This window comes from Flavobacteriales bacterium, assembly GCA_025210295.1.
Lineage (GTDB): Bacteria > Bacteroidota > Bacteroidia > Flavobacteriales_D > Parvicellaceae > S010-51.
Map to the genome: position 1 here is coordinate 1 of JAOASC010000004.1, position 24,467 is coordinate 24,467.

Sequence of the window (24,467 nt, forward strand, 5' to 3'; positions counted from 1 at the left end):
AACTCGAACTGACTATATTAATGATTTAATGATGCAATGCTATAATGGATTGAATCTTTTTCTTTATTCTTTGCTCTCTATTCTATCCTAACTTTCTAATTCGCTAATCAGCTTAATAGGCCGTACAATTCTCGATACTCCGCCTTTGTCGGAACTCGAACTGACTATATTAATGATGGAATGATTTAATGATGCAATGCTATAATGGATTGAATCTTTTTCTTTATTCTTTGTTCTCTATTCTATTTTCTAACCTACTTTCTAATTCGCTAATCACTTAATCTCTCGGTTGTAATACACTTTATAATAATGCATATCTTTTTGTTCATCATACCCTTGCTCTACAAAACGATGAATTGCATCAGGATCATTAAAATTCATTTTTAACTGAATATTAGTATCAAGTTTAATTGTATTGCTAATCGCCTTTTTTTCTCGTTGTAAAACAGGTTGAGAAATATCGAAAGAATCTGCTATTTCAATTTCGTACTCTTGTTCGTAGGCTTTTTTATAATCAACAAAATCTTCTTTCATCTCTTCTACTCCATCAAACAAAAAGTCATTAAACTCTTCTGTCTCAACATGATCATTTTCTTCGAAATATTTTACAGATTGAGAAATAAAATCTATTTCTTCTTTTTTGGTTTCATTATTTCCGATGACATCTTTTGCAAAAGACTTACATAAATCCATGTAAGCTTTTGTTTCATAATTTTCATCTTTTACAACATCTATGCTCAAAAAATCCTTTTTCCAATAACTTGCATCGTAATTGTTATTGTCTACAGTCAACACAATCAACCCTTTTTCACTTGAATTGAGAATTAAAGCTCCTTTATCTAACTTCTTCACACTAATCCCCTCTTCTGTTATTAATTTTAATTGTGTTTCATTCTCAGAAATTTGAAAAAAAGAATCTTTTCTTTCGGACTTAAAAATCCCAATAGCGTTTAACAACTCTCCCTCAAGATACATCTCATCAAAATAGGCAACAAATAAATCACCTGATTTGATATGAGGATGATTGGACTGATCGTATAAGTGTTTGACTATTTTTGCTGAATCTTCAAAAAACAACTCTTCACTTGCAAATGTATTTTCTGCTATTCCTTTTAGTACATTATAGGACAACTCTACTTCATGTACAAACTCATTTTTCTCTGTTAACTTAACAAAAGGCTTTAAGAAATAGTTTTCCAATATCTCTTTTAATTCATCTGTTAATTCTACAGGCTCATCTGATACAAAAATTGATTCCTCATTATGTTTATTCCCTACTCTATGAATGGCTAATTGTCCTAATTTAGAAGATTCTACATTTATCATGATCTACACTTTAAAAATTCGTTTGCAATATTACCAATATATTTGAATTGATAATTCTGTGAAACTTATATTTTTGTAACAATCTAATACTTTTATTTGTGTTACTTAAAATTTACAAAACCAATCAACCCTTAATTTTACTGCTTTTACCACTAATAGCACTGTTTCTTTGGGGACCGTCTTTCAATAATGAAAGTATTCAAATTGAAAACACTACTCCTGTTTACTCTTTTTTTATCACTAAAAGCATTATTTTTAATAAAATAATGGCACTATGTCTTATAGTGGCTACCGCTATTGTTATCAATGCAACCATCAATAAAAATGAGTTTTTCCAACAAAACTTATACATCCCCTCTCTAATCTACACCTTATTGATGAGTGCTTTACCTGAACTCAACACCCTACACCCCATCTTAATCAGCAATTTATTTATAGCCCTTACTTTTAGACGGCTAATTAACATCCATAGTCAAGTCAGCTGTAAATCTGAAATCTTTGACGCTAGTCTGTTTATCTTAATTTCTGGATTATTTTACCCTCCTAGTATTCTTTTTATCCCTATTATCTGGATCGCCTTAATGATTTTCAGGCCTTTTAGTTGGAAAGAGTGGGCAATTCCTTTTTTAGCCCTAGGACTATTCTCTATTTATTTTTATGCTAGTTTTCTATTCACAGAAAAAACAGAATATTATCAATTACAAAACATTATTGATTCTTCTGTATACAGCTCTTACAGCTACTTACCCACAACTTATGTTCTATCTTTTTTGGTTATTATCTTTTCTTTATTAGGTATCTATCAAATTCACAAAAAAAGAAAATACAGCTCTATACGCTACAAAAAGATGACAAGCACTATTTTAGCTTTTCTTATCTTAAGCGCTGCTTTATTTAGTTTTATTTACCTCAACAACAACAACCTCGAAGCGACTTTATTTACACTAATTCCTGTTAGTATCGCTCTTTGCTATTTTCTAATTTACTTTAAACAAAAGATAGTCACTGAACTAGGGTTTATACTCTTATTCACTCTTATTATTCTCAATAATTATTTATAACGAGGCTGTATAATATCGATTAACTTTTTTGAGTTTAAGCGCTTTAAACTAACTTACATCAACTAAAATTCCGAAAGTTTTTGTAATACAATTTCTTTCTTTCTACGAGATACTGGTATTTTTTTGTGATTGTTCATTAAAAGCACTCCCCCATCTTCTTTTAAAAATGAGGTTACGTGTTTAGCATTAACTAGGTACCTTTGATGACATCTTATAAAGCTATATGTTTCAAGTAATATTTCATAGTCTTTAATTGTCTTGGCTACCATAAGTTTGGTTCCATCATTAAAAAAGAATTGTGTATAATTTTGGCTTGATTCACAATAAACAATCTCTTTCAAAAAAACAAAATGTATTCTATCCTGTGTAGGAATTGCCAACTTTTTACTCATCAATTCAACACTATTCGCGTTGTCAATTAATAGATCCACATTGGACTGTGTGTAATGTTGCTGTTTTTCTTGATTCTCTTTAAAACGATGAATAGACTCCTTTAAATCCATAGGGTCTATTGGTTTTAATAAGTAGTCGAATGCTGAAAATTTTATTGCTTTAATTGCAAATTGATTAAATGCAGTTGTAAATATCACTTCATAATCTGTGTAATCATACGCTGCTATTCTTTTTAAATAGTCAAACCCTGTTCCTTTTTTTAAATCTATATCTAAAAAAATTAAATTAGGTTTCACCTCTTTAAACAACAACACTCCCTCATCTATTTCTGTTGACTCTCCTACTATTTGAACATCATTAGGAAACAAATACATCAAATCTTGTTTCAACGATTCTATTGCATCTATTTGATCATCAATTATTATAGCCTTTATTACCATCTATCAATTTTAGAAATCAAACTTAAAATTATTTTTTGGGAAAATTATCATTAACGTCATTTTTGAGCTCATCCTGTTAATTTAACGATTGGCATCTTAAATTTAACGATCGTCCCGGTGCCATTCTTTGGTGAAGAAAAGTTGACTTCTATGTTCTTTTTAGAGAAAGCGTTGATTCTTTTTTGAGTAATCTTCATTGCCAATGACTTATGACCAGTCTCTTTAAAATCGACTTGCTTTGCTGATTCAATCCCCACTCCATTATCTGAAATTTCTACCAATAGAAACTCTCCATCTGCTGAAAAAGCAATTTGGATCTCACCTTTTTCGTCTACACTTTTATTAACGAAACCATGTAATATTGCATTTTCAATATAGGGTTGTACGATAAGAGGCGGAACAACAACTTCCTCTGTATCAATAGTGTGCTCTACATTAATCTGATATTCAAAGTTTTTATGTTGGAGTTTTTCTATCTCAATATAATTGGTTAAGAAATCTATTTCTTGTTGTAAAGGCACAACATCATCTTGTACACTATCTAATGATAAACGCATTACTTTGGCAAACTTTGTTAAATAACTTTTTGCCATTATCGGCTCATTATTACCAATATACCGATTAATCGAATTCATTGCATTAAAAAAGAAATGAGGATTTATTTGTAATCTAAGCGCTTGATTTTTTAATGTGTAAACTTCCTTTTCATTTCTACTTTTGTATTGAAAATAATAAAAGGTTCCTACTAATAGTAACAACCCCATAATAGAAATTGTCACAATTATATTTGAAGTGTTTTGGGCTTTTTGCGTTGCAATCTCCATATTTTTTAAGCTAATCAATTGCTCTTGATTTATACTATCTTGAAACTTCTTCATCTCATAGTCATACTCAATATTAGCTCTCATCAACATCCGTTGGTTTCCCTCATTACCGATACTATCTTTCATTTCAGTATAGATCTTATGCATTTCAAAAGCTTGAGCAAACCATCCTTTTTGTTCATAGGTTTCTGAAAGATTTAATGCTGCATCTTTCATTTTTTCAACATTTCCAGATTCTTTTGCTAATTGATAGGAAGCCTTACTATATTTTTCGCTTAAATCGTAATTTCCCTTTTCGAAGTAAATCAACCCTAAAGTATTCAGAGCAATAACTTTACTTTCAAAGTCATTATAAAACTCAGAGAACTCAAGCCCTTTTGAAACATAAAACAACGCTGAATCTAGATTTTGCATACAGTAATAAGTACTCCCTATGGATAAAGGCACCCCGACTTGAAATGAGACATCATCAAATTGCTGCACTCCTTTTTCTACTTCTTTGAATACATTTAATGACTTTTTATAGTTCTTCTGCCTCATATAGACCCCTCCTAAATTTGACAAACTATAATAGCGATCCCTTTCGTTCCCTAACGCCTTGCATATAACGATACTTTTATTGAAGTTTTCCTCAGCATTTTTATAATCTTCTAGGTCCGTATATATCAATGCAAGGTTATTGTATAGCTTTGCTACCCGAGCTTGTTCATCTAATTGTTCAAAAACTCTTAAACTATTGAAGAGGTGTTCTATCGCTTTTTTATAATCTCCCTTACGTGTATACAGTCGAGATAAGCTTTCATAAACACCTGCTTCCCCTTTCTCGTCCTTAGCTTTTATTTTTAACGCTAGCGCTTTAGACAGGTGTTCTATCGCCTTATCATACAAACCAGTAGTTAAATAAACGTTGCTGATGTTAGAATATGCAGCTGCTTCTCCTTTTTCATCACCATTTAACTTAGACAATGTCAACGATTGTTCAAAACAATCCAATGCCTTATCTAAATCTGGCAAGTAAAAATAATAACCTCCTTTGGCATTTAATGCTTTAACTTGATAATCAATATTATCTTTTAAAACAGCATACGTATACAATTGGTCAATAACGATTAAAGCACTATCTGTTCTTTCTGCTAAATAGTACTCCCATATTAAATCATCTAACGCTTTGCACCTAATTGAGTCCTCCAGTTTTTTATTTTCCCATTTTGACCAAAGGTCATCGTAGGAATTAGCTGACTGAGCCACCAAAACATTAACGACCAAATAGCATACAAAAGCTATTAAGGTTTTCCCTTGCATAAATAGCTTCCTTAATTTTAAGAAATCCAACCGTTTTTATCAAAGTTAGGTTTACGTTTCTCTAAAAACGCATTACGTCCCTCTTTTGCTTCTTCTGTCATATAAGCTAGTCTTGTTGCTTCTCCGGCGAAAACTTGTTGCCCGACCATCCCATCATCGGTAAGATTCATCGCAAACTTCAACATTTTAATTGATGTTGGTGACTTTTCTAAAATTTCTTGCGCCCATTGATATGCTGTGCTTTCCAATTCTGCATGTGGCACAACTGCATTCACCATTCCCATTTCATACGCTTCCTGAGCTGAGTAGTTTCTTCCTAAAAAGAAAATTTCTCTAGCTTTCTTTTGTCCGACCATTTTTGCTAAGTAGGCAGAACCATACCCTCCATCAAAACTTGTGACATCTGCATCAGTTTGTTTGAAGATTGCGTGTTCTTTACTTGCTAATGTCATATCGCAAACAACATGTAAACTGTGGCCACCTCCTACAGCCCAACCAGGAACAACAGCAATAACCACTTTAGGCATAAAACGAATCAAACGTTGTACTTCTAAGATATTTAAACGGTGACGTCCATCTTGGCCTACATAACCTTTTTCTCCTCTTGCTTTTTGATCTCCCCCACTACAAAACGCATACACCCCATCTTTTGAAGATGGTCCTTCTGCTGAAAGTAAAACAACTCCTATACTGGTATCTTCTTGCACATCATAAAACGCATCATATAATTCACTCGTTGTATGTGGCCTAAATGCATTCCTTACATCTGGTCGATTGAATGCTATTCGAGCTACTCCTCCACATTTTTTATAGGTGATATCTTTATATTCTTTTACTGTTTCCCAAGCTATATTTTCCATTATAATTTTGTTTTATGACTCCAGAGTTAAGACTCAAGATTTGATTAGGCGAACAAAGTTAATTAGATTCTTAATACGATTAACATGAGTTGGGGATAATTTATAGTTCGTTTATTTTGTCTCCATGAATAGAGTTAAAATAAATTCATAAAAAAAGGCCTACATTAAATGTAGACCTTTGTTAACTAATATAATATTCTTATCTTTTATTTTAGTAATTCTCTTGAGATGACTAATTTTTGAATTTCAGACGTTCCCTCTCCGATCGTACATAATTTAGAGTCTCTAAAGAACTTTTCTACTGGAAATTCCTTAATGTAACCATATCCTCCAAAGATTTGTACAGCCTCAGTAGAAACAGTAACTCCCACTTCTGAAGCTTTGTATTTTGCCATTGCAGAAAGTTTATTTACTTTTTCTCCTTTCATTAATTTATCTGCTGCTTGATACAATAGCAACTTAGCACCTTCTATCTCTGTAGCCATATCTGCTAACTTGAAAGAAATTCCTTGAAAACTAGCGATTGGTTTACCAAATTGCTCACGTTCTTTTGCATAATTAATTGAAGCTTCTAACGCTCCTTCTCCAATTCCTAAACCTAAAGAACCAATAGATATTCTTCCTCCATCTAAGATTTTCATTGCTTGAATAAATCCATCTCCAACTTCACCTAAGATATTGTCTTTATGAACTCTACAATTATCAAAAATCACTTCTGCAGTTTCAGAAGCTCTCATTCCTAATTTATCTTCTTTCTTCCCTGCTAAGAATCCTTCTGTACCTCTTTCTACAACAAAAGCTGTCATACCATGCGAATCTAGCAATTCACCAGTTCTTACAATCACTACAATACAGTCTCCTGATTTACCGTGTGTAATAAAGTTTTTAGAACCATTGATCACCCAATAGTCTCCATCTTGTTTTGCTGTACATTGCATTCTTCCAGCATCAGAACCTGTATTAGCTTCTGTTAATCCCCAAGCACCTATCCACTCTCCAGTGGCTAACTTTGGCAACCATTTTTTCTTTTGCTCATCGTTCCCAAATTTCAAAATATGGTTGGTACATAATGAGTTATGTGCGGCAATTGACAATCCTATTGAACCACATACTTTAGCTATTTCTCTAATAACCATGATGTATTCGTTATACCCCATTCCAGCTCCTCCATATTCTGTTGGTACTAAAACTCCCATTAAACCAAGTTCTCCAGCTTTTTTAAACAACTCTACTGGAAACTCTTGAGATTCATCCCATGTCATCACATTAGGGCGGATTTCTTTTTCAGCAAAATCTTTTACCATTTGCTGAATCATGCTTTCATTTTCTGAAATATCAAAATTCATAATTGTTGTGTGTATCTTTAGTTTGTGTAAAAATAATAATTTTATGCTGACTAGTAGCTGACTAAACTTGTTATTTTATCAGAATATGACTTTAATTTTTCAGCTCCCTCTAAAAAAGCAAGTTCAACTAAAAACGAAAAACCAGCGACATTTCCACCTTGTTTAGTAATCAATTCAGAAGCCGCAACAGCTGTTCCTCCTGTAGCTAACAAATCATCATGAACTAAGACGTTCATTCCTGGAGTAATGGTATCAACATGCATTTCTATTTCAGCACTTCCATATTCTAAATCATATTTATGACTTATCGTTTTATAAGGTAACTTTCCTTTTTTACGAATTAAAATAAAAGGTATTCCCAATTGAACTGCTACTGGGAATCCAAATAAAAACCCTCTACTTTCAATTCCGGCTATTGCATCTACTTTTCCTTCTATTTTTGCTGCAAACTCTTTAATGATTTCTGCCGACAATTCAGCATTTTCTAATACAGGAGTAATATCTTTAAACATTATCCCCTCTTTTGGAAAATCAGGTACATTTCTGATTGCCTGATCTATTCGTTGTTTCAAATCCATTTTATTTTACTGTTAAGTACCTTACAATTTTACGGTATAATTCATCATTTACCAAATCTGAGTTTTGAATGTTTTGAACACTTTGATACTTCCCATGATTTATTCGATACATCACCAATGAATTTGCGATATTCCATTTAATATAAGGGTGTCTTTTCAGCTCTTCCTTTGTTACGGTATTGATATTTATTTTATCGATTAATGTTGTGTCTAGGGTTAATCGGTCTTTATTTTGTTCGATCACCTCTGGTTGTATTCCATACACTTCTTTTAGTTGTTCTACGGAATAAAAACCTCCCAATTTTTCTCGATAATTCACTAGCTTTTTTGCATAATAACTTCCTATTCCTTTCATCCTTTTAAAAGCAGTGGTATCTGCAGAGTTGACTTCTATTATCACTTCTATTTTTTTCGATTTTTCTTTCTGATGAACTATTGGATAACACCTAAAATCGACGGGTAATTTTGTTATAAAAGCACTTTCAAAGCCTTTTGACGTTACATTTTCTAATGCTATATAAGCCATTTCCCAATTAGGATAAGCTTCTGAATAATACTTGTACTCATCTTGCTCTTTCTTATAATACACTTGACCTAAAGGCGTCAACTTTTGATAAACTGGCTGAGGGCTAATCAGGTATACTATCCTGTAATTTTCTTGTTTTTTCTTTGGTTTTTGAGCAGGTAAAACGATATAGGGCTCTAGTTGTTGATACTTTTCTTCATCTATGACATACAGTTTTTTAAGATCTGTTTTCTTTTTAAACCGAAAGCCTTTTGATCTATACTTAACAATTGATGCTGCTTGTTTTGTAGAAAAGCCTAATTGCTCCCATTCTTCCTGTGTAGCTTCATTAGGATTAAATTGAAACAGTGTTACTTTTTCTTTTTTTAATTGTGCTTTATAATCTTTTTCTTGATTAGACAAGCGTTCAATTCTTCCAACTTCCTTTACACTGATCTCAACTGGAGACGCTGTTTTTAAAAAATAATCTTCAATAAAAAAGTAGAAAAATGATAGCGCCAAAAGTACGGTTAACACAAACAAACCTTTACGCTCGGAACTTGTGCTTGAAAAGTATTCTTTTAATTTAAAAGACATGTTCTATTATTTTATAAAACACAATACACCAAGCTTATAGCAAGTTAATTAATTTTCTTCGTTAAGGCATTAATTTTGATGAGGAAAAGTGAAAAAGGCTATTCTTTATAGAAACAAACACCTTACATTTGAAATGTGAAAAAATTATTCTAATCTTTAATCTTATCACAATAAGGCTATATGCCGTAGATGAAAATCTTTAGTCCTGCTTCGGTGGGACTTTTTTTACTCCTTATTCCTCACTTCCCACTAAATACCCTCCTGTCCAAGCTGCTTGAAAATTAAACCCTCCTGTTAACGCATCAATGTTTAGGACTTCACCAACAATGTGCATGGTGGGATATTGCTTTGATGAAAAATTGGAAAAATTGATTTCCTTTAAATCTACTCCTCCACAAGACACAAACTCTTCTTTGTTGGTGCTTTTTCCGTTAATTTGAATTTGAGCGTTTTTAATCACTTCTTGTAAACGGTTTAAATCTTTTTTACCCACTTCAGCCCAATTGCGCTCTTTGGGTATTTTGGAATATTCTACTAATGACACCCAAAGTCTTTTAGGTAACTCAAATAAATTAGTATTAATAACTGATTTCTTAGGATGCAACACCCTCATTTCAGAAAAAGTGCTTTTGATATCCTCTACATCATAGTTTAAACACCAATCAATCTGAATGGTAAACTTATAATTTAATTGATGTAATTCTCTGGCTGATATTGCAGATAACTTTAAAATTGATGGTCCACTAACGCCCCAATGCGTAATTAATAACGGCCCAGATTCTTTAAACTTTGTTTGAGCTATTTTAACTCCTGCAAATGGCGCTACAACTCCTGCAAGATTTCTAAAACGTACGTCTTTGGTATTAAATGTAAATAATGATGGGATATTTTCTATTGTTTCTAACCCTAACGCATTTAACTTTTTTAAGACTGGCTGACTGTTACCTCCTGTAGCTACTACAATCTTTCTAGCTGTAAACTCCTGCTCAATTGTTTTAACTTTCCAAAACTCATTTTCTTGATAAAAGTCTACTACTGTTTGTTGTTTCTTGACCTCAATCCCTAAGCGATTTACTTCCGAAAGAAAACAATCAATAATCGTCTGCGAATCATCTGTAATTGGAAAAACTCGATTATCGTCCTCTATTTTTAATGATACTCCCCTACTTTCAAACCATTCCATGGTATCTCCTGTCATAAACTGACTAAATGGCCCCATTAACTCTTTATGTCCTCTTGGATAAAACTTCACCAATTCTCTTGGAACAAAACAAGCATGTGTCACATTGCACCTTCCTCCTCCAGAAACTTTTACTTTACCCAACACTTGCTTCCCTTTTTCAAGGATTACAACTTTTTTATTGGTATATCGTTCAGCATAGTTTATCGCTGCAAAGAAACCTCCTGCACCTCCTCCTATGACTAATAAATCTTTTACTTCACTCATTTTATTTCTTCATTACATTACCACATCCAACATAAAAACTATTGCTTTCCTCCAAAAACCTGAACTGCATACACCTTGTTTTCTTCCTTTTCAACAGCGATTGCTACCCCTGTAGTATAATACCCCTTAGTGATGATATTCTTATAGTGTCCTTTTGAATTTCGCCACATCTTCACTAAATCATTCGCTATAGCTTCATCACTATTGTTGACATACAACCTTCCCTTTTTATCAGTTAACTCTATACTATACAATGTATAGGCTACATTCTCACCAACAAAACTAGCATCTCCTCCTACTAAGGCCACTCGTTTCTGAGGTGTTTTAGTCTTAGATTTGTTTTGAATATGAGACAATTTGCCTTTCTCTTTCATCCAAATTACATGCAATTTTGCTGCTTCTTTTAATTGAGGATTCACTTTCAATCCCTTAAGTTTTTTCTTAGCTCTTAGACTATCTATTTTATGATAAACTAAACCTTCTATAGCCTTAAGCTCCTGATCTAAATCATTTTGAAATAGATTATTTTGCCCCATAGAGCAAACACTAAATAGTAAAAACGATATTAACAACAACTGGAACTTAATCATATAATGGCGTATAATTTATTTTATATTTTTGATTGAAAACTGGTAAAAAAGCGCTCTTTGCTTTTGGTAACTTTTCTTTTCTCCCTTTATACGTTTTTTGTTCTTTTTTGTTTTCTAAAATATCCTCAACAGCAGAGGCGATTCTAAAAAACTCCCCATTTTCGATGTTAAGCATCAGAATTATTTGAGTCCCTTTTAAATCAAACATATTTAATACTTCATAAGCTCCTATTGCTCCAGAATGCTCATAAAAAAAACGATCTGTCCGTGTGTTTTGATAAATCCCATAACCTTGTTTATCAGCAGTAGGTTTCCCATTATTTAACAAAACTGGTGTTAACATTTTTTCTACTGTACTTAATTGAAGTAACTGCCCATCTAGTAATGCTTTATTAAAAAGATTCATATCTTCGACCGTGGAGCATATATATTTATCTCCATATATATCGTTTGAATACAATAATTCACCTTGATCATCATACTTATAGTAGACTTCCTCTCTTTTATACCCTTCTTCTTCAGTTCTTAAGTAACTAAACACCTTTTCTGGGTTATTATTTTTTGTATTAGGCAAGTACAAAAAAGAGCTTTCCATTTTACAAGGAATAAAAATGTTTTTTTCTAGATAATCAGCATACTTCATACCAGATATCCTTTCAACTATACTTGCCAATATCGTATAAGAGACATTGCTATATGAATATTTTGCTCCTGGTTCAGCTAGTGGTTCTGGTTGATACTCTTTAAAATACCTTAACACATCGGCGTTGGTAAAACGATACTCTTCTCTTTCCTCTAAATAACTACCTATCTTATCAAAATGTCCGCCTCCATTTATAGCAGCTATACCAGAAGTATGTGACAATAAATGATGAATTGTTATTCCTGTTTTGGTTATCTCAGGTAAATAATCATGAACATCATGCTCTAAACTTACCTTTCCCTCATCCACCAACATTAAGATACAAACTGCTGTCAATGTTTTGGTGACAGAAGCTATTCTTACAGGGTAAGAAAGTTTTAAAGTATCTCTTGTTTCTATATTAGCCCACCCCAGAGATCGCTTATAGATTAGCTCTCCATCTTTTTGAACCAATATACTACCATTAAACATTGATTTATTATATCTTGCTAAAATCAATGAATCTATACGTTTTGCAATAGCTAAAGAATGTCCTTGAGCACTACAAACAAGTACCATTAGCAACAATATAATAGGGAGAATTATTTTTTTCATAAGCATCTGACTTGAGATAACAATTGGAATTTAATCATATAAGGGAGCATAATTGATTTTATATTTTTGATTAAAAACAGGTTCAAATTTTACCTCCTTTTTAGTAAGCTGTCCTTTTGATGGTTCAGACCTTTCATTTTCTTTACCAATCAACCTTAAAATTGCATGATGCAACCTCCAATATTCATTACTGTTCGTATTCATTAATAAGATAAATTGATTTCCTTTTAAATCAAACATATTCCTAGCTCTAAATGCTGCTAAAGCACCTCCATGCTGATAAAGAACACCTAAAGCTTGTTCATATTGATAGATTCCATACCCATATTTACTGTCACATAATTCATCATTGTTTAATTTTGCAGGAGTTAACATTTTATTCAACATCTCTTGATTAAGAATTTCACCATTGATTAAAGCACTATTGAACTTATTGAGGTCTTCTACTGTAGAGCAGATGTACTTATCCCCATATTTATCACTTGACCATTTAAGGATTCCTTTTTCATCATAAGAGTAATAAGGTCTTATGTACTGAAACCCTTTTTTATTAACCGCATAACTTAATACCTTTTCTGGATTTGTATTTTGATCATTAGGCAAGTATAAAAAAGAATTTTTCATCTGTAATGGTATAAAAATATTCTGTTCTAAATACGCAGAGTACTTCATTCCTCCTATACGCTCTATCAAACTTGCTAAGATCGTATAACTAATATTACTATAAACATGCTTTTCACCAACCTTATTCTTAGGTTTAGGGCGCTGTTCTTTAAAATACCTCAACACATCATCATTTGTTGTTCTGTTATCCCCTCTATTTTCGCCGTACTGCTCAACATCATGCCCTCTTCCATTGATGTATGCTATCCCTGAAGTATGAGACAATAAATGATGTATTGTAATTCCTGACTTTTCTATTTCGGGCAAATAAACATTAATATCTTTATACAAATCGATCTTTCCTTCTTGGGCTAACTTTAAAACACAAACAGCAGTAAACGTCTTAGTCACTGAAGCTATCCGCATGGGGGCTTGTAATTCTAGTGTATCTCTTTGTTCTATATTTGCCCAACCAAAAGCTCTTTTATAAACCACTTTTCCTTCTTTTTGAACTAAGACACTACCACTAAACAAACCTTTGTTATAACGAGACATTATTAAAGAATCAATTCGTTTGGTTAGATTTAAATATCGTTCTTGAGCGATTCCACTCCAGCTATAAAACAAAACAATTAGAAAAACAATTTTATGCATATTATTGATTGTTAATTAAGATAATCCACTTATAACACCATAGCTATCGATAACCATCCCTTCAGAAGCTGGAACAGATGGCAAACCTGGCATACGCATCATATTCCCTAAAATTGGAATAATAAAGCCTGCACCTACTGCATATTCAAACTCTCTAACTGTAACTGAGAAACCTTGGGGTCTTCCTAATAATTTTGCATTATCTGAAAACGATTTTTGTGTTTTTGCCATACAAACAGGTAAATGAGCTAACCCCAAGGCTTCAATTTGACGAATATCCTTTTCGGCCTTAGGAGAAAACTCTACCTCATCCGCTCCGTAGATTTCTTTCGCTATCGTATTTATTTTTTCTTTCACTGGAAGCTCCCAATCATACAAAGGTTTAAATTGGCCATTTTGATTTTCAATTGTTTGTACAACAACTTTTGCCAATTCTGTCATTCCTTCTCCTCCTTCTGCAAACCCATTAGCTTCAACTGCTTTTATCTGTTTTTGGTTACAATAGGCTTGAATTAGCGCAACTTCTTCGGCTGAATCATTGGGGAATGAATTAATTGCCACAATCGGTGTTACGCCAAACTTTTGCATATTTTCGATATGTTTCCCTAGGTTTTCTAGCCCTTTTGTTACCTTCTCTACACTTGGAATATTATACTCCTCTTTTGTTGCACCACCATGATGTCTCAATGCTCTAACAGTTGCCACCAACACTATTGTTTTAGGTTTTAAATCGCCTGCTACACATTTGATATCCAAGAACTTTTCTGCACCTAAATCAGCTCCAAATCCAGCTTCTGTTATCGTATATTTAGCCAAAGACATTCCCATTTTAGTTGCGATAATTGTATTCGTCCCCTGGGCTATATTTGCAAAAGGTCCTCCGTGAATAATTGCCGGATTCCCTTCTAGTGTTTGAACTAAATTGGGTTTAATCGCATCTTTTAACAAAATAGCCATTGCATTCTCTGCATTTAGATCTCTTGCATAAACTGGTTTTTTATCAAATGTAAATCCAACAAAGATATTTCCTAACCGCTGTTTTAAATCATCAAAGTCCTTGGCCATACAAAGAATGGCCATCACTTCTGAAGCTGGTGTAATATTAAATCCATCCTCTCGAGGAATTCCATTTGTAGGACCTCCCAATCCAATTGTAATATTTCTCAATGCCCTATCATTCATATCCATGACACGCTTCCAAACAATCGTTCGTGGGTCAATTCCTAAATTTCTTGTCTTGCTTTGGATATTATTGTCAATCAATGCTGCCAATAGGTTATTCGCTTTTTCAATTGCAGAAAAATCTCCTGTAAAATGTAAATTGATATCTTCCATTGGTACCACTTGGGCATACCCCCCTCCAGCAGCACCACCTTTTATTCCAAAAACAGGACCTAAGGATGGCTCTCTTAATACAGCTATTGCTTGTTCTCCAATTTTATTTAACCCCTCGACTAAGCCAATAGAGGTTGTTGTTTTCCCCTCTCCAGCTGGAGTTGGCGTTATAGCAGTTACTAAAACCAAGTGATTTTCTTCAACTTTATTGGCATCAATTAAACTCAATGGCAGTTTAGCTTTGTATTTACCATACATTTCTAAATCTTCTTCATTAATGTTTAATTTTTGAGCAACTTGAACAATATGTTCCATCTCATTTTTTTGTGCAATTTCTATATCAGACAACATAATTTTATGACTTTAATTTTCCTTTTGTAAAAATACAGTTTTATCTTTTTAGAAATTAAAACAAATGTCATTAATTAACCATTAGTGAATAATCCACACACTTCTAATACTCCCACTAATATTTTCACTATTTTTACTTCTCGGAAATGAGCAATCAGTTAACTAACATACTAAAAAAATATTGGGGCTTTTCTACTTTTAGACCTTTACAAGAAGAAATTATCCAACATGCTTTAGATGGAAAAGACACATTAGCTTTACTCCCTACTGGCGGAGGTAAATCTATTTGCTTTCAAATTCCAGCGCTTGCGCAAGAAGGTATTTGTATAGTAATCTCCCCCTTGATTGCCCTCATGAAAGATCAGGTTGAAAACTTAAAAAAAAGGGGAATCCAAGCTATCGCTTTAACCAGTGAAAAATCTAAAAAAGAAGTCGATTACCTTTTAGACAATTGTATTTATGGTAAAGTTAAATTCTTATATGTCTCTCCTGAACGACTCAAACAACCTTTATTTATTGAGCGCTTTAAAAAGATGCCTGTAAATTTAATTGCTATTGACGAAGCGCACTGCATTTCTCAATGGGGATATGATTTTAGGCCTCCATATTTAGAAATAAAAGCACTTAGAGTACATCATCCTAACATCCCGTTTTTGGCTTTAACTGCTACAGCAACTAAAGAAGTGGTTGATGATATACAAGAAAAACTTGCATTTAAAGCAAAGGCCGTTTTTCAAAAAAGTTTTTACCGTTCTAACCTACAATATGTCGTACTAAAAGAGGAAGATACGCTAGGAGCTTTGCTCCGCGTCATCCGAAGTATAAAGGGCTCTGGAATTGTTTACGTTAGAACTCGAAGAGCGACTTTAGAAATAACGCAATTACTCACTAGTCAAAATATTTCTGCTACGTTCTTTCACGCTGGACTCTCTATTGATGATCGTCTCCAAAAGCAAAAAGACTGGCAGGAAAACAGAATCAGAATTATGGTTTCTACCAATGCATTTGGTATGGGGATTGACAAACCTGACGTGCGCCTAGTTGTCAATTTAGGACTTCCTGATTCGCTTGAGGCTTATTTTCAAGAGGCTGGAAGAGCTGGAAGAGACGAAAAGAAAGCGTATGCTGTATTGCTTACAAATGCTGATGATAAACTTCAAATCGAAAACAAGGTTGCGCTACAATATCCCAATCGAGAAACCATCAAAAAAGTTTATTATGCAATTTGTAATCATCTAAGGATAGCTATTGGATCTGGACAAGAACTACAAACACCTCTCGACTTTAAAGCTGTGAGTGAGAGTTTTAACATTAAATACGCTACTGTTATTCACGCTTTTCCTTTTTTAGAACGAGCAGGGTATTTTTCCCTTTCTTCTCACATTGCTCATTCCTCTACAATTCAATTCTTAGTACAAGGAAATGACCTTTATGAGTTTCAAGTAAGAAACTCAAACTATGACAACCTGATTAAATTATTATTAAGAAGTTATAGCGGACTATTTGAAACCCATGTTAGAATAAAAGAAACTGATATTAGTAAACGTTTTCGTACTACTCCATCAAAAATAAAAACTCTGCTTCATGACCTACATCAATTAGAAATCATTGAATACATTCCTGCTTCAGAGTTTCCTATTATTACATTTCTTCAACCGCGAGTAGATCTTAAACAACTGAGAATTCCTAAGGAGATTTTAGAAGAAAGAAAAAAATTGGCACAACATAAAGCAGATAGTGTTATTGAATACGCTACTGAAGATTCTGTATGCAGAAGCATTCAGCTCTTAAACTACTTCAATGACCAAACCGCTCAACCTTGTGGTAAATGCGATGTCTGCCTTTCTAAAAAAACACCTGTTAACTTATCAGACACGGAATTTAAAACGATAGAAAGGCTGATATACTCCTATTTAAAAGACTCTCCTATAGTACCTAAAAAATTAATTCAGCTTCTAAAAAAAGATGCCAATAAAGACGAATCTCTATTTGTTTTAAGATGGCTGATCGACAATGATAAAATAGCTTTTAACTCCAACAACGAGCTAACGTATAATAACTAGGCATATTCTGCTAATTCCATCCAACGGAGTGTTTTTTCGTCCAACTCTTCCATTAAAGCAGTTAAACGTTCAGAAACTTGAGTCATTTTTTCATATGCTAAATCTGGATTATTTAGTTCACTAGATAAAGTTTCTTTTTCTGCTTCTAAAGCTTCTATATCTTTTTCTAACTGATCAAACTCTCTCTGTTCTTTATAACTTAGCTTTATTTTATTTCGTTTAGGTTCTTCAACTTTTTCAGCTTTATTTTTTTCAGCTTCTTTTTGAATTTTCTCTTGTTGTATTTTTTTATCTTCTTGTGCTTTTAACTTTTGAAACACTCGATAATTAGCATAACTACCAATCACATCATCTATGGTTCCGTCGCCATTTAACACAAATAAATGGTCAACTATTTTATCCATAAAGTATCGATCATGTGATACTACAATTAAACAACCTTGGAACTCCGAAAGGTAATCTTCAAGAACCTGCAAAGTAAAGATATCTAAATCATTCGTTGGCTCATCTAAAATTAAGAAGTTGGGATTTTTCATTAAGATTGTCAATAAATACAGTCTTTTTTGCTCCCCTCCACTTAGAGTATGTACATACTGAAAATGTGTTTGAGAAGGAAATAAAAAACGCTCTAGTAATTGAACTGCGGTAATCTTTTTTCCTCCAGCTAAAGGCAAATATTCTGCGATATCCCTGATCACTTCTATTACCCGTTTTTCCTCTTTCAGTTGTAACCCTTTTTGATTATAATATCCGATTACAACTGTTTCTCCCAGCACTACTTTCCCAGCATCAACAGATTCCAAACCATTAATAATATTCAACAAAGTTGACTTCCCAGCACCATTAGCTCCAACCAACCCAACTTTTTCACCACGTTTAAATGTATAATCAAATTTATCTAATATGATTTTCTCTCCATACGCTTTAGAAACCTTATGCAATTCCAAAATTTTAGTTCCTAAACGCTCCATTTTTACATTAATCGCAACTTTCTTCTCTTCAAAATTTTGTTTTGCTTTAGCCTTAGTCACATAAAAATCACTAATTCTAGCCTTAGACTTCGTTCCCCTTGCTTTGGGCTGTCTTCGCATCCATTCCAGTTCTTTTCGTAACAAGTTTTTAGCCTTTCCTACTTCTGCTTCAGCTATTTGATATCGTTCAGCTCTCTTTTCCAGATAATAAGCATAACTTCCTTTATACCTATGCAAACTTCCTCTATCAATCTCTAAGATTTCATCACAAACTCGTTCTAAAAAATAACGGTCGTGTGTCACCATAAAAAGAGAAATATTGGTAGTTGTTAGATAATTTTCCAGCCACTCAATCATGTCCAAATCCAGGTGATTGGTTGGCTCATCTAGAATCAATAAATCTGGTTCTTCAATAATTACTTTTGCTAAAGAGAGTCTTCTTCTTTGTCCTCCTGACAACAGCGCCACTTTCTCATTCATATTATGCAAACGCAATTTAGAAAGTACTTCTTGAATATTACTTTCTTTACTCCATGCATCCAACTCTGTTACTTTATCAAATGCCTCTTGAAGTTTATCGCTATCTTCTGGGTTTTCTAAACATTTTGAATAAGCTTTAATCGCTAACAAAGCCTCATTTTCAGTTTCAAAAACCGTTTCAAAAACAGTCAAGTTTTCATCATAGCTAGACTCTTGTTGTAAATACCCAACATTAATCCCTTTTCTATACACCACTCTACCACTATCTGGGACATCTTTATTGGTCAGGCAGTTCAACAAACTTGTTTTCCCACTACCATTTTTTGCTACTAGCGCAACTTTTTGCCCTTGATCCACACCAAAAGAGATGTCTGTAAACAATGCTTTTTCACCGTAATTTTTCGACAAATTCTCAACAGAAAGATAATTCATAAACTAAGCTTTATTAATTCAAACCAAAAAGCCCTTAACAACAAGTGCTAAGGGCTCTTAAATCAAACAAAAGGAAAAATAGAATTACTTCTTATTTCCAAAATATTTTTTCTCCTTGATACGAGCAGATTTACCTCTTAACTCTCTTAAATAGAAAATTCTAGCTCTTCTTACAGCACCATGCTTAGTAACTTTAATTCCATCAATAAATGGTGAGTTTACAGGAAAAATTCTTTCAACAGCTGTATTCCCAGATACTTTACGAACAGTAAATGTTTCTGAAGCTCCACTATTTCTTCTTTGTAAAACTACACCTTGGAAAGACTGGATTCTCTCTTTGTCTCCCTCTTTAATTTTATAATCAACGATAACTGTATCTCCTGCTTTAAATTCAGGCCAATTTTTTATTTCGTTAATTTCGTTTGATATCTCTCTGATTATGTCCATGACGTATAATAATATAAATGTCTATTTCTCAATTCGGGGTGCAATGATACAACTTTTTTTTCATATAGAAAGCCTTTATTCATTTTTATTTTAAAAAAGCGTATGCAAGTATACCACTAAAAAGTTAAAATAATGTGAATTAGCTTCTCTATTCAATCAATAAACTTTATTTTTGGGCTTTTAACGTCACCTAAAAGTAATACTACCGCTTATGCCAAAGGTTCTTAGAATCATTAACCGTTTTAATATTGGAGGACCGACTTACAATGCGGCTTATTTATCGAAATATTTAAGCGAAGATTTTGAAACCTTACTTGTGGGGGGACAAAAAGACGAATCAGAAGACAGCTCTGAGTTTATTGTTGAAAAACTAGGTTTATCTCCAATCATTATCCCAGAAATGAAACGAGAAATAAACTTTAAAGACGATAAAATAGCTTATCAAAAGCTCAAACAAATCATCGCTGATTTTCAACCTGACATTGTACATACTCATGCATCTAAAGCTGGGGCAATAGGAAGATTAGCGGCTCGTAAAATGAATGTTCCTGTAATACTTCATACTTTCCATGGTCATGTTTTTCATTCATATTTTGGAAAAGCCAAAACGACCATGTATAAAAATATAGAGCGTTATTTAGCCAAAAAATCTTCCTCTATTATTGCAATCAGTGAAATTCAAAAAAGAGAACTTGTTCAAGAGCATCATATTTGTACTGCTGAAAAGGTCAAAGTAATTCCGCTAGGTTTTGATTTAAACAGGTTTAGAGAAGACACTACCAATAAACGGAATAATTTTAGAACAGAATGGAACATTTCTAAGCAAACAATAGCAATTGGTATTATAGGTCGATTGGTTCCTATAAAAAACCACCATTTTTTTTTAAGAGTAGTCAATAACATTCGCCAACTCACTCAACAAGAAGTTCGTTTTTTTATTGTAGGAGATGGTGAATTAAAAGCAGATTTAATGGACTACTGTAACACCCTTAACTTACCATATACAACTCGCAAAGACACCCCCGCCCTTGTTACATTCACAAGTTGGATTAAAGATATTGATCGTGTTAATGCTGGTTTAGACATTATTACATTGACCTCTAAAAACGAGGGAACACCAGTTAGCCTCATCGAGGCTCAAGCTTCTTCTAAACCTATTGTTTCTACAAATGTAGGAGGGATAGAAAATGTTGTTAAGCTCAACAAAACCGCCTTTTTATCAGCCATAGATGATGAAGAGACTTTTACGCAAAACCTACTTAACCTTATTCATAATGCTCAACTAAGAGAACAGATGAGCCATAATGGACAACACGTTTTTGAATCCTTTCATTTCCAACGATTAGTTAAAGATATGGAGGCTCATTATTATGAACTATTGGGTAAAAAGCATTCTAAAAAAATACAATAACCAGACTTTAAATAAAATAATTAACTTTGCTTGTTTAAATATCGTCATACAAGTTATATGAGAACTTTATTTATTTTACTATCATTAAGTGTGTTTTTTATTACGAGTTGTTCTGTCAACTCCCATGTACTACTAAAAACTCCTAGAGATTTTGTCTTTGACACGCCACCTGAAAAACCTCAAGAGGAATACGTTATTTCTCCCAACGACATTTTAAAGTTTAAGCTCTATTCTAATGATGGATTTATCATTATAGATTTAGCTTCTGGAGCTAAATCCAACAACAGTTCATTCGCTCAAACGATAAAATACACTGTGGATTATCAGGGTATTACTTCATTACCAATTATCGGTGATATAAAAATTTCTGGATACACTATTAGAGAAGCCATTACTATGCTTGAGGAGAAGTATGCGGACTTTTATGTAGATCCGTTTATCCAATTAGAAGTCATCAACAAAAGAGTTGTTGTTTTCCCAGGGACAGGAAGTGGAGCAAAGGTACTAACACTTGAGAACAACAGCACCAAACTCATTGAAGTTTTAGGTTACGTTGGGGGAATTTCAGAAAAAGGAAAAGCAGCTAGAATTAAAGTACTAAGAGAAACTAAAGAAAAAAGAGAAATTTATTTAATCGATCTTTCTACAATAGATGGAATCAAAGATGCTGATATGATTGTTCAAGCTAATGACATTATATACGTTGAACCAGTTCCTAACATTGCTCAAGAGGTCTTATCTGATGTTACTCCGGTCGTTTCTTTAGTTTCAAGCGCCTTAGTCATTTGGATCTCTTTAAGAACTATATCCAACTAATTTTTTATGGAAGAATCTAACAAAAATGAATTTGATTTAGAGGTTTTTTTGGACATCGTAAAAAGTTCTAAAATTTGGTTCCTCACATTTTTCATTATTACTTTTGCTTTTGCTTTTTTATACATCAGGTATACTCCCCCAGTATTTGAATCTAATTTAATTATTCAAATACATAAAGACAATGAGGCCAACAATGTTCTGAATATGTATTCTCAAATGGGAGATCAACAGGACATCACTTCAGAACTGGAATTAATGAAGTCCAAATTGTTATTTAAAAGAACTATTAAGAAATTACCTTTAGACGTCTTATACTTTACTGAGGGAGAGTTACTAGTTGATAATAAATATAAAACAAGTACTTTTTCGATTTCAAACTACACCTTGTTAGATGCTTACATTATTGGAAAGAAAATCTATGTAAAGAAAGAAGGTAATGAGGTTCACTTATTTACAGAATACGGTGAAAAAATCACTGAAAAAAGCATAAAAAAAGACGGAGCATTTACAACGAAGTATTTAGAAGGAGTCCTAACGATTCACAACCAATCTCAATTTCTAAACAATCAAAATAACGACAAATATTACTTTGTTATTTCTGACTTTGAACAACTAATAGATCAACTATACAGACATCTTTCTATCCGCGTTTTAAACAATAATGCTAGAACAATACAAATTGCTTTCCAACACAACAACAAGACGCTAGCCAAAGATATTGTTTCTCAAATTGCAGAAGAGTATGATGCTTATAGCTTAGAGAAAAAAAGTAGCAGTTATGATAACATTGTAAATTTTATTGAGGAACAGAAAGAATCAGTTGAAGCTAAGCTCAAAGAAAGTGAAAGAGCTATCTATAATTACAAAAGAAACAATGACGTAAAAGGAGTGAGTAACATTTCTAATTCTTATCTCAAGCAATTAGAAGAAATAGAAAATGAAATTGTAAAACTTCAAATAAACTTATCGATACTAAAAGAAGTCAAAGAAAACATTGAAAAGTATAAAGGCTCTCCTGACATCTATAATTTGATTCCAATATTAATTGGCCAAAACTTTGAACCCACTCTTCAAAACTTAGTCTTAAAGCTAAAAGAAAAAGTGGATGAAAGAGAGTTACATTTAAGCAAAGTAACGACCAAAAATAAGAACATTGAAACCTTAAATAACCAAATTAAACTTCAAGTTAACTTGGTTTTAGAAGCCGTAAAAGTATCTGAAGAAAATGGTATAGAAAAACTGAACACCTTAAAAAGCAAACTTAAAAACTTAGATAAAGAACTTTATTCTTTACCTGAAAAAGAATTGGAATTAGCACGTTTAGATCGTGTTTTACAGATTAATAGTAAGTTTTACACTTTATTACTAGAAAAAGAGACCGAATATAAACTATCTACAGCTGGTTTAGTTACTTACAATGAAATTCTTGAACAAGCAAAAACTCCTAGTTCACCTATTGCTCCCAGAAAAAAGTCGATTTATATACTCGCCATTCTTGTCGCAATCGTCTTGGCAATTACCTACACTGTAATTCGTTACTTATTACATGATGAAATTACCACACTAACAGACATCACTAATCGACTCTCTTCAAGTGTTGGGATATTAGGTATAGTACCTCATTACAAAAGTAAAATTCCTGTATCTCAATTAATTATACATAAAAACCCCAAGTCATTAATTACCGAAGCTTTCCGTTCGTTAAGAACAAATTTGGAGTTTATCACCAATAAAAAAGACGCAAAAATTGTTGCCGTTACCAGTACTATATCAGGAGAAGGAAAAACTTTTATCGCTTTAAATTTAGCCGGGATCATTGCTTTTTCAGGAAAAAGAGTAATTGTCTTAGACCTAGATATGAGAAAACCCAAAATACATATTGGTTTTGGTGTAGAAAACAAATCAGGGATGAGTACGCTTTTAATAGGTAAAGACCAAATAGAAAACTGTATTAATAAAAGCGAATTGAATGGGCTAGACTTTATTACGGCAGGACCTATACCACCCAATCCTTCTGAATTAATTATTAATGGAGAAATTGACAAAATTTTAGAAACACTCAAAGAAAAGTACGATACCATTATTGTCGACAACCCTCCTGTTGGATTGGTTACTGATGGAATTACCATTATAAAAAAAGCTGATTATCCGCTTTATGTATTTAAGGCTAATTACTCTAAAAAACATTTTATTGAAAATGTTGGAAGAATCATTACAGATCATAAGGTCACGAAACTATCTGTCATCCTCAACAATGTTGACACTCAGAAAAACACATACGGAAAAGGGTACGGGTACGGTTATACAACTTATGGAGGATATTATACTGAGGACAATCAAACTAAAGGTAAATTTAACCGCTTTTTTAAGAAAAAATAAAATCAAACTTTTAATTTTG

The 24,467-nt window shown here is 32.9% G+C and carries 19 protein-coding genes; 5 read left to right on the forward strand and 14 right to left on the reverse strand.

Features of this window, described 5'->3' with window-relative positions; genetic code table 11:
- Positions 1–273: 273 nt before the first annotated feature.
- Complete coding sequence (locus tag N4A35_00950; protein MCT4579956.1) at positions 274–1,326, reverse strand: nucleoid-associated protein; 1,053 nt, start codon at positions 1,324–1,326, stop codon at positions 274–276.
- A 98-nt stretch (positions 1,327–1,424) separates the two neighbouring features.
- Between N4A35_00950 and N4A35_00955 the strand changes: the two genes are divergently transcribed.
- On the forward strand, positions 1,425–2,387 hold the full coding sequence (locus tag N4A35_00955) for a hypothetical protein (GenBank protein ID MCT4579957.1): 963 nt from the start codon (positions 1,425–1,427) through the stop codon (positions 2,385–2,387).
- A gap of 62 nt (positions 2,388–2,449) precedes the next feature.
- On the opposite strand, the gene N4A35_00960 is transcribed toward N4A35_00955, so the two are convergent.
- From N4A35_00960 to N4A35_01010, 11 genes are all read right to left on the reverse strand, one after another.
- Positions 2,450–3,220, reverse strand: a complete 771-nt coding sequence (locus tag N4A35_00960; protein MCT4579958.1) for a LytTR family DNA-binding domain-containing protein — start codon at positions 3,218–3,220, stop codon at positions 2,450–2,452.
- A 68-nt stretch (positions 3,221–3,288) separates the two neighbouring features.
- On the reverse strand, positions 3,289–5,346 hold the full coding sequence (locus tag N4A35_00965) for a tetratricopeptide repeat protein (GenBank protein MCT4579959.1): 2,058 nt from the start codon (positions 5,344–5,346) through the stop codon (positions 3,289–3,291).
- A 17-nt stretch (positions 5,347–5,363) separates the two neighbouring features.
- Positions 5,364–6,206 carry a 1,4-dihydroxy-2-naphthoyl-CoA synthase gene (locus N4A35_00970; GenBank protein MCT4579960.1) on the reverse strand — a complete coding sequence of 281 codons (843 nt, stop codon included), beginning with the start codon at positions 6,204–6,206 and terminating at the stop codon, positions 5,364–5,366.
- 206 nt (positions 6,207–6,412) lie between these two features.
- Positions 6,413–7,552, reverse strand: a complete 1,140-nt coding sequence (locus tag N4A35_00975) for an acyl-CoA dehydrogenase family protein (protein ID MCT4579961.1) — start codon at positions 7,550–7,552, stop codon at positions 6,413–6,415.
- A gap of 50 nt (positions 7,553–7,602) precedes the next feature.
- Positions 7,603–8,130 (reverse strand): adenine phosphoribosyltransferase, encoded by a 528-nt coding sequence (locus N4A35_00980; GenBank protein MCT4579962.1) that lies wholly within the window; start codon positions 8,128–8,130, stop codon positions 7,603–7,605.
- 1 nt (position 8,131) lies between these two features.
- Positions 8,132–9,232, reverse strand: a complete 1,101-nt coding sequence (locus N4A35_00985) for a helix-hairpin-helix domain-containing protein (protein MCT4579963.1) — start codon at positions 9,230–9,232, stop codon at positions 8,132–8,134.
- A 232-nt stretch (positions 9,233–9,464) separates the two neighbouring features.
- A complete protein-coding gene (locus N4A35_00990; GenBank protein ID MCT4579964.1) occupies positions 9,465–10,679 on the reverse strand; it encodes an aminoacetone oxidase family FAD-binding enzyme in 1,215 nt (404 codons plus the stop codon).
- A 38-nt stretch (positions 10,680–10,717) separates the two neighbouring features.
- Positions 10,718–11,215, reverse strand: a complete 498-nt coding sequence (locus N4A35_00995) for a CAP domain-containing protein (protein ID MCT4579965.1) — start codon at positions 11,213–11,215, stop codon at positions 10,718–10,720.
- A 46-nt stretch (positions 11,216–11,261) separates the two neighbouring features.
- Positions 11,262–12,506, reverse strand: coding sequence for a beta-lactamase family protein (locus N4A35_01000; protein ID MCT4579966.1), 1,245 nt, complete (start codon positions 12,504–12,506; stop codon positions 11,262–11,264).
- Between the two features lie 30 nt (positions 12,507–12,536).
- On the reverse strand, positions 12,537–13,763 hold the full coding sequence (locus N4A35_01005) for a beta-lactamase family protein (protein ID MCT4579967.1): 1,227 nt from the start codon (positions 13,761–13,763) through the stop codon (positions 12,537–12,539).
- Positions 13,764–13,778: 15 nt separating this feature from the next.
- The gene (locus N4A35_01010) at positions 13,779–15,449 is read right to left on the reverse strand and encodes a formate--tetrahydrofolate ligase (protein MCT4579968.1); all 1,671 of its coding nucleotides are present in this window, start codon (positions 15,447–15,449) and stop codon (positions 13,779–13,781) included.
- Between the two features lie 146 nt (positions 15,450–15,595).
- Here N4A35_01010 and N4A35_01015 point away from each other — a divergent pair, with 146 nt between their 5' ends.
- On the forward strand, positions 15,596–17,512 hold the full coding sequence (locus tag N4A35_01015) for a RecQ family ATP-dependent DNA helicase (protein ID MCT4579969.1): 1,917 nt from the start codon (positions 15,596–15,598) through the stop codon (positions 17,510–17,512).
- Here N4A35_01015 and N4A35_01020 read toward each other — a convergent pair.
- Together N4A35_01020 and rplS are read right to left on the reverse strand one after the other, a co-directional pair.
- On the reverse strand, positions 17,509–19,395 hold the full coding sequence (locus N4A35_01020) for an ABC-F family ATP-binding cassette domain-containing protein (GenBank protein MCT4579970.1): 1,887 nt from the start codon (positions 19,393–19,395) through the stop codon (positions 17,509–17,511). The two genes, N4A35_01015 and N4A35_01020, sit on opposite strands and share 4 nt — an antisense overlap.
- 84 nt (positions 19,396–19,479) lie before the next feature.
- A complete protein-coding gene (gene rplS / locus N4A35_01025) occupies positions 19,480–19,842 on the reverse strand; it encodes a 50S ribosomal protein L19 (GenBank protein MCT4579971.1) in 363 nt (120 codons plus the stop codon).
- A 211-nt stretch (positions 19,843–20,053) separates the two neighbouring features.
- On the opposite strand from rplS, the gene N4A35_01030 reads away from it, so the two are divergent.
- From N4A35_01030 to N4A35_01040, 3 genes are read left to right on the forward strand one after another with little or no spacing between them, the layout of a single operon-like run.
- Positions 20,054–21,253: a glycosyltransferase gene (locus tag N4A35_01030; protein ID MCT4579972.1), complete on the forward strand. Its 1,200-nt coding sequence runs from the start codon at positions 20,054–20,056 to the stop codon at positions 21,251–21,253.
- Positions 21,254–21,310: 57 nt separating this feature from the next.
- Positions 21,311–22,069 carry a polysaccharide biosynthesis/export family protein gene (locus N4A35_01035; GenBank protein MCT4579973.1) on the forward strand — a complete coding sequence of 253 codons (759 nt, stop codon included), beginning with the start codon at positions 21,311–21,313 and terminating at the stop codon, positions 22,067–22,069.
- Positions 22,070–22,075: 6 nt separating this feature from the next.
- A complete protein-coding gene (locus tag N4A35_01040) occupies positions 22,076–24,448 on the forward strand; it encodes a polysaccharide biosynthesis tyrosine autokinase (protein MCT4579974.1) in 2,373 nt (790 codons plus the stop codon).
- Positions 24,449–24,467 lie beyond the last annotated feature (19 nt).

Bases quoted from the DNA above. Each gene is read 5' to 3' on its own strand.
- N4A35_00950 (MCT4579956.1), bottom strand. From the start codon at position 1,326: ATGATAAATGTAGAATCTTCTAAATTAGGACAATTAGCCATTCATAGA.
- N4A35_00960 (MCT4579958.1), bottom strand. From the start codon at position 3,220: ATGGTAATAAAGGCTATAATAATTGATGATCAAATAGATGCAATAGAA.
- N4A35_00965 (MCT4579959.1), bottom strand. From the start codon at position 5,346: ATGCAAGGGAAAACCTTAATAGCTTTTGTATGCTATTTGGTCGTTAAT.
- N4A35_00970 (MCT4579960.1), bottom strand. From the start codon at position 6,206: ATGGAAAATATAGCTTGGGAAACAGTAAAAGAATATAAAGATATCACC.
- N4A35_00975 (MCT4579961.1), bottom strand. From the start codon at position 7,552: ATGAATTTTGATATTTCAGAAAATGAAAGCATGATTCAGCAAATGGTA.
- N4A35_00980 (MCT4579962.1), bottom strand. From the start codon at position 8,130: ATGGATTTGAAACAACGAATAGATCAGGCAATCAGAAATGTACCTGAT.
- N4A35_00985 (MCT4579963.1), bottom strand. From the start codon at position 9,232: ATGTCTTTTAAATTAAAAGAATACTTTTCAAGCACAAGTTCCGAGCGT.
- N4A35_00990 (MCT4579964.1), bottom strand. From the start codon at position 10,679: ATGAGTGAAGTAAAAGATTTATTAGTCATAGGAGGAGGTGCAGGAGGT.
- N4A35_00995 (MCT4579965.1), bottom strand. From the start codon at position 11,215: ATGGGGCAAAATAATCTATTTCAAAATGATTTAGATCAGGAGCTTAAG.
- N4A35_01000 (MCT4579966.1), bottom strand. From the start codon at position 12,506: ATGAAAAAAATAATTCTCCCTATTATATTGTTGCTAATGGTACTTGTT.
- N4A35_01005 (MCT4579967.1), bottom strand. From the start codon at position 13,763: ATGCATAAAATTGTTTTTCTAATTGTTTTGTTTTATAGCTGGAGTGGA.
- N4A35_01010 (MCT4579968.1), bottom strand. From the start codon at position 15,449: ATGTTGTCTGATATAGAAATTGCACAAAAAAATGAGATGGAACATATT.
- N4A35_01015 (MCT4579969.1), top strand. From the start codon at position 15,596: ATGAGCAATCAGTTAACTAACATACTAAAAAAATATTGGGGCTTTTCT.
- N4A35_01020 (MCT4579970.1), bottom strand. From the start codon at position 19,395: ATGAATTATCTTTCTGTTGAGAATTTGTCGAAAAATTACGGTGAAAAA.
- rplS (MCT4579971.1), bottom strand. From the start codon at position 19,842: ATGGACATAATCAGAGAGATATCAAACGAAATTAACGAAATAAAAAAT.
- N4A35_01030 (MCT4579972.1), top strand. From the start codon at position 20,054: ATGCCAAAGGTTCTTAGAATCATTAACCGTTTTAATATTGGAGGACCG.
- N4A35_01035 (MCT4579973.1), top strand. From the start codon at position 21,311: ATGAGAACTTTATTTATTTTACTATCATTAAGTGTGTTTTTTATTACG.
- N4A35_01040 (MCT4579974.1), top strand. From the start codon at position 22,076: ATGGAAGAATCTAACAAAAATGAATTTGATTTAGAGGTTTTTTTGGAC.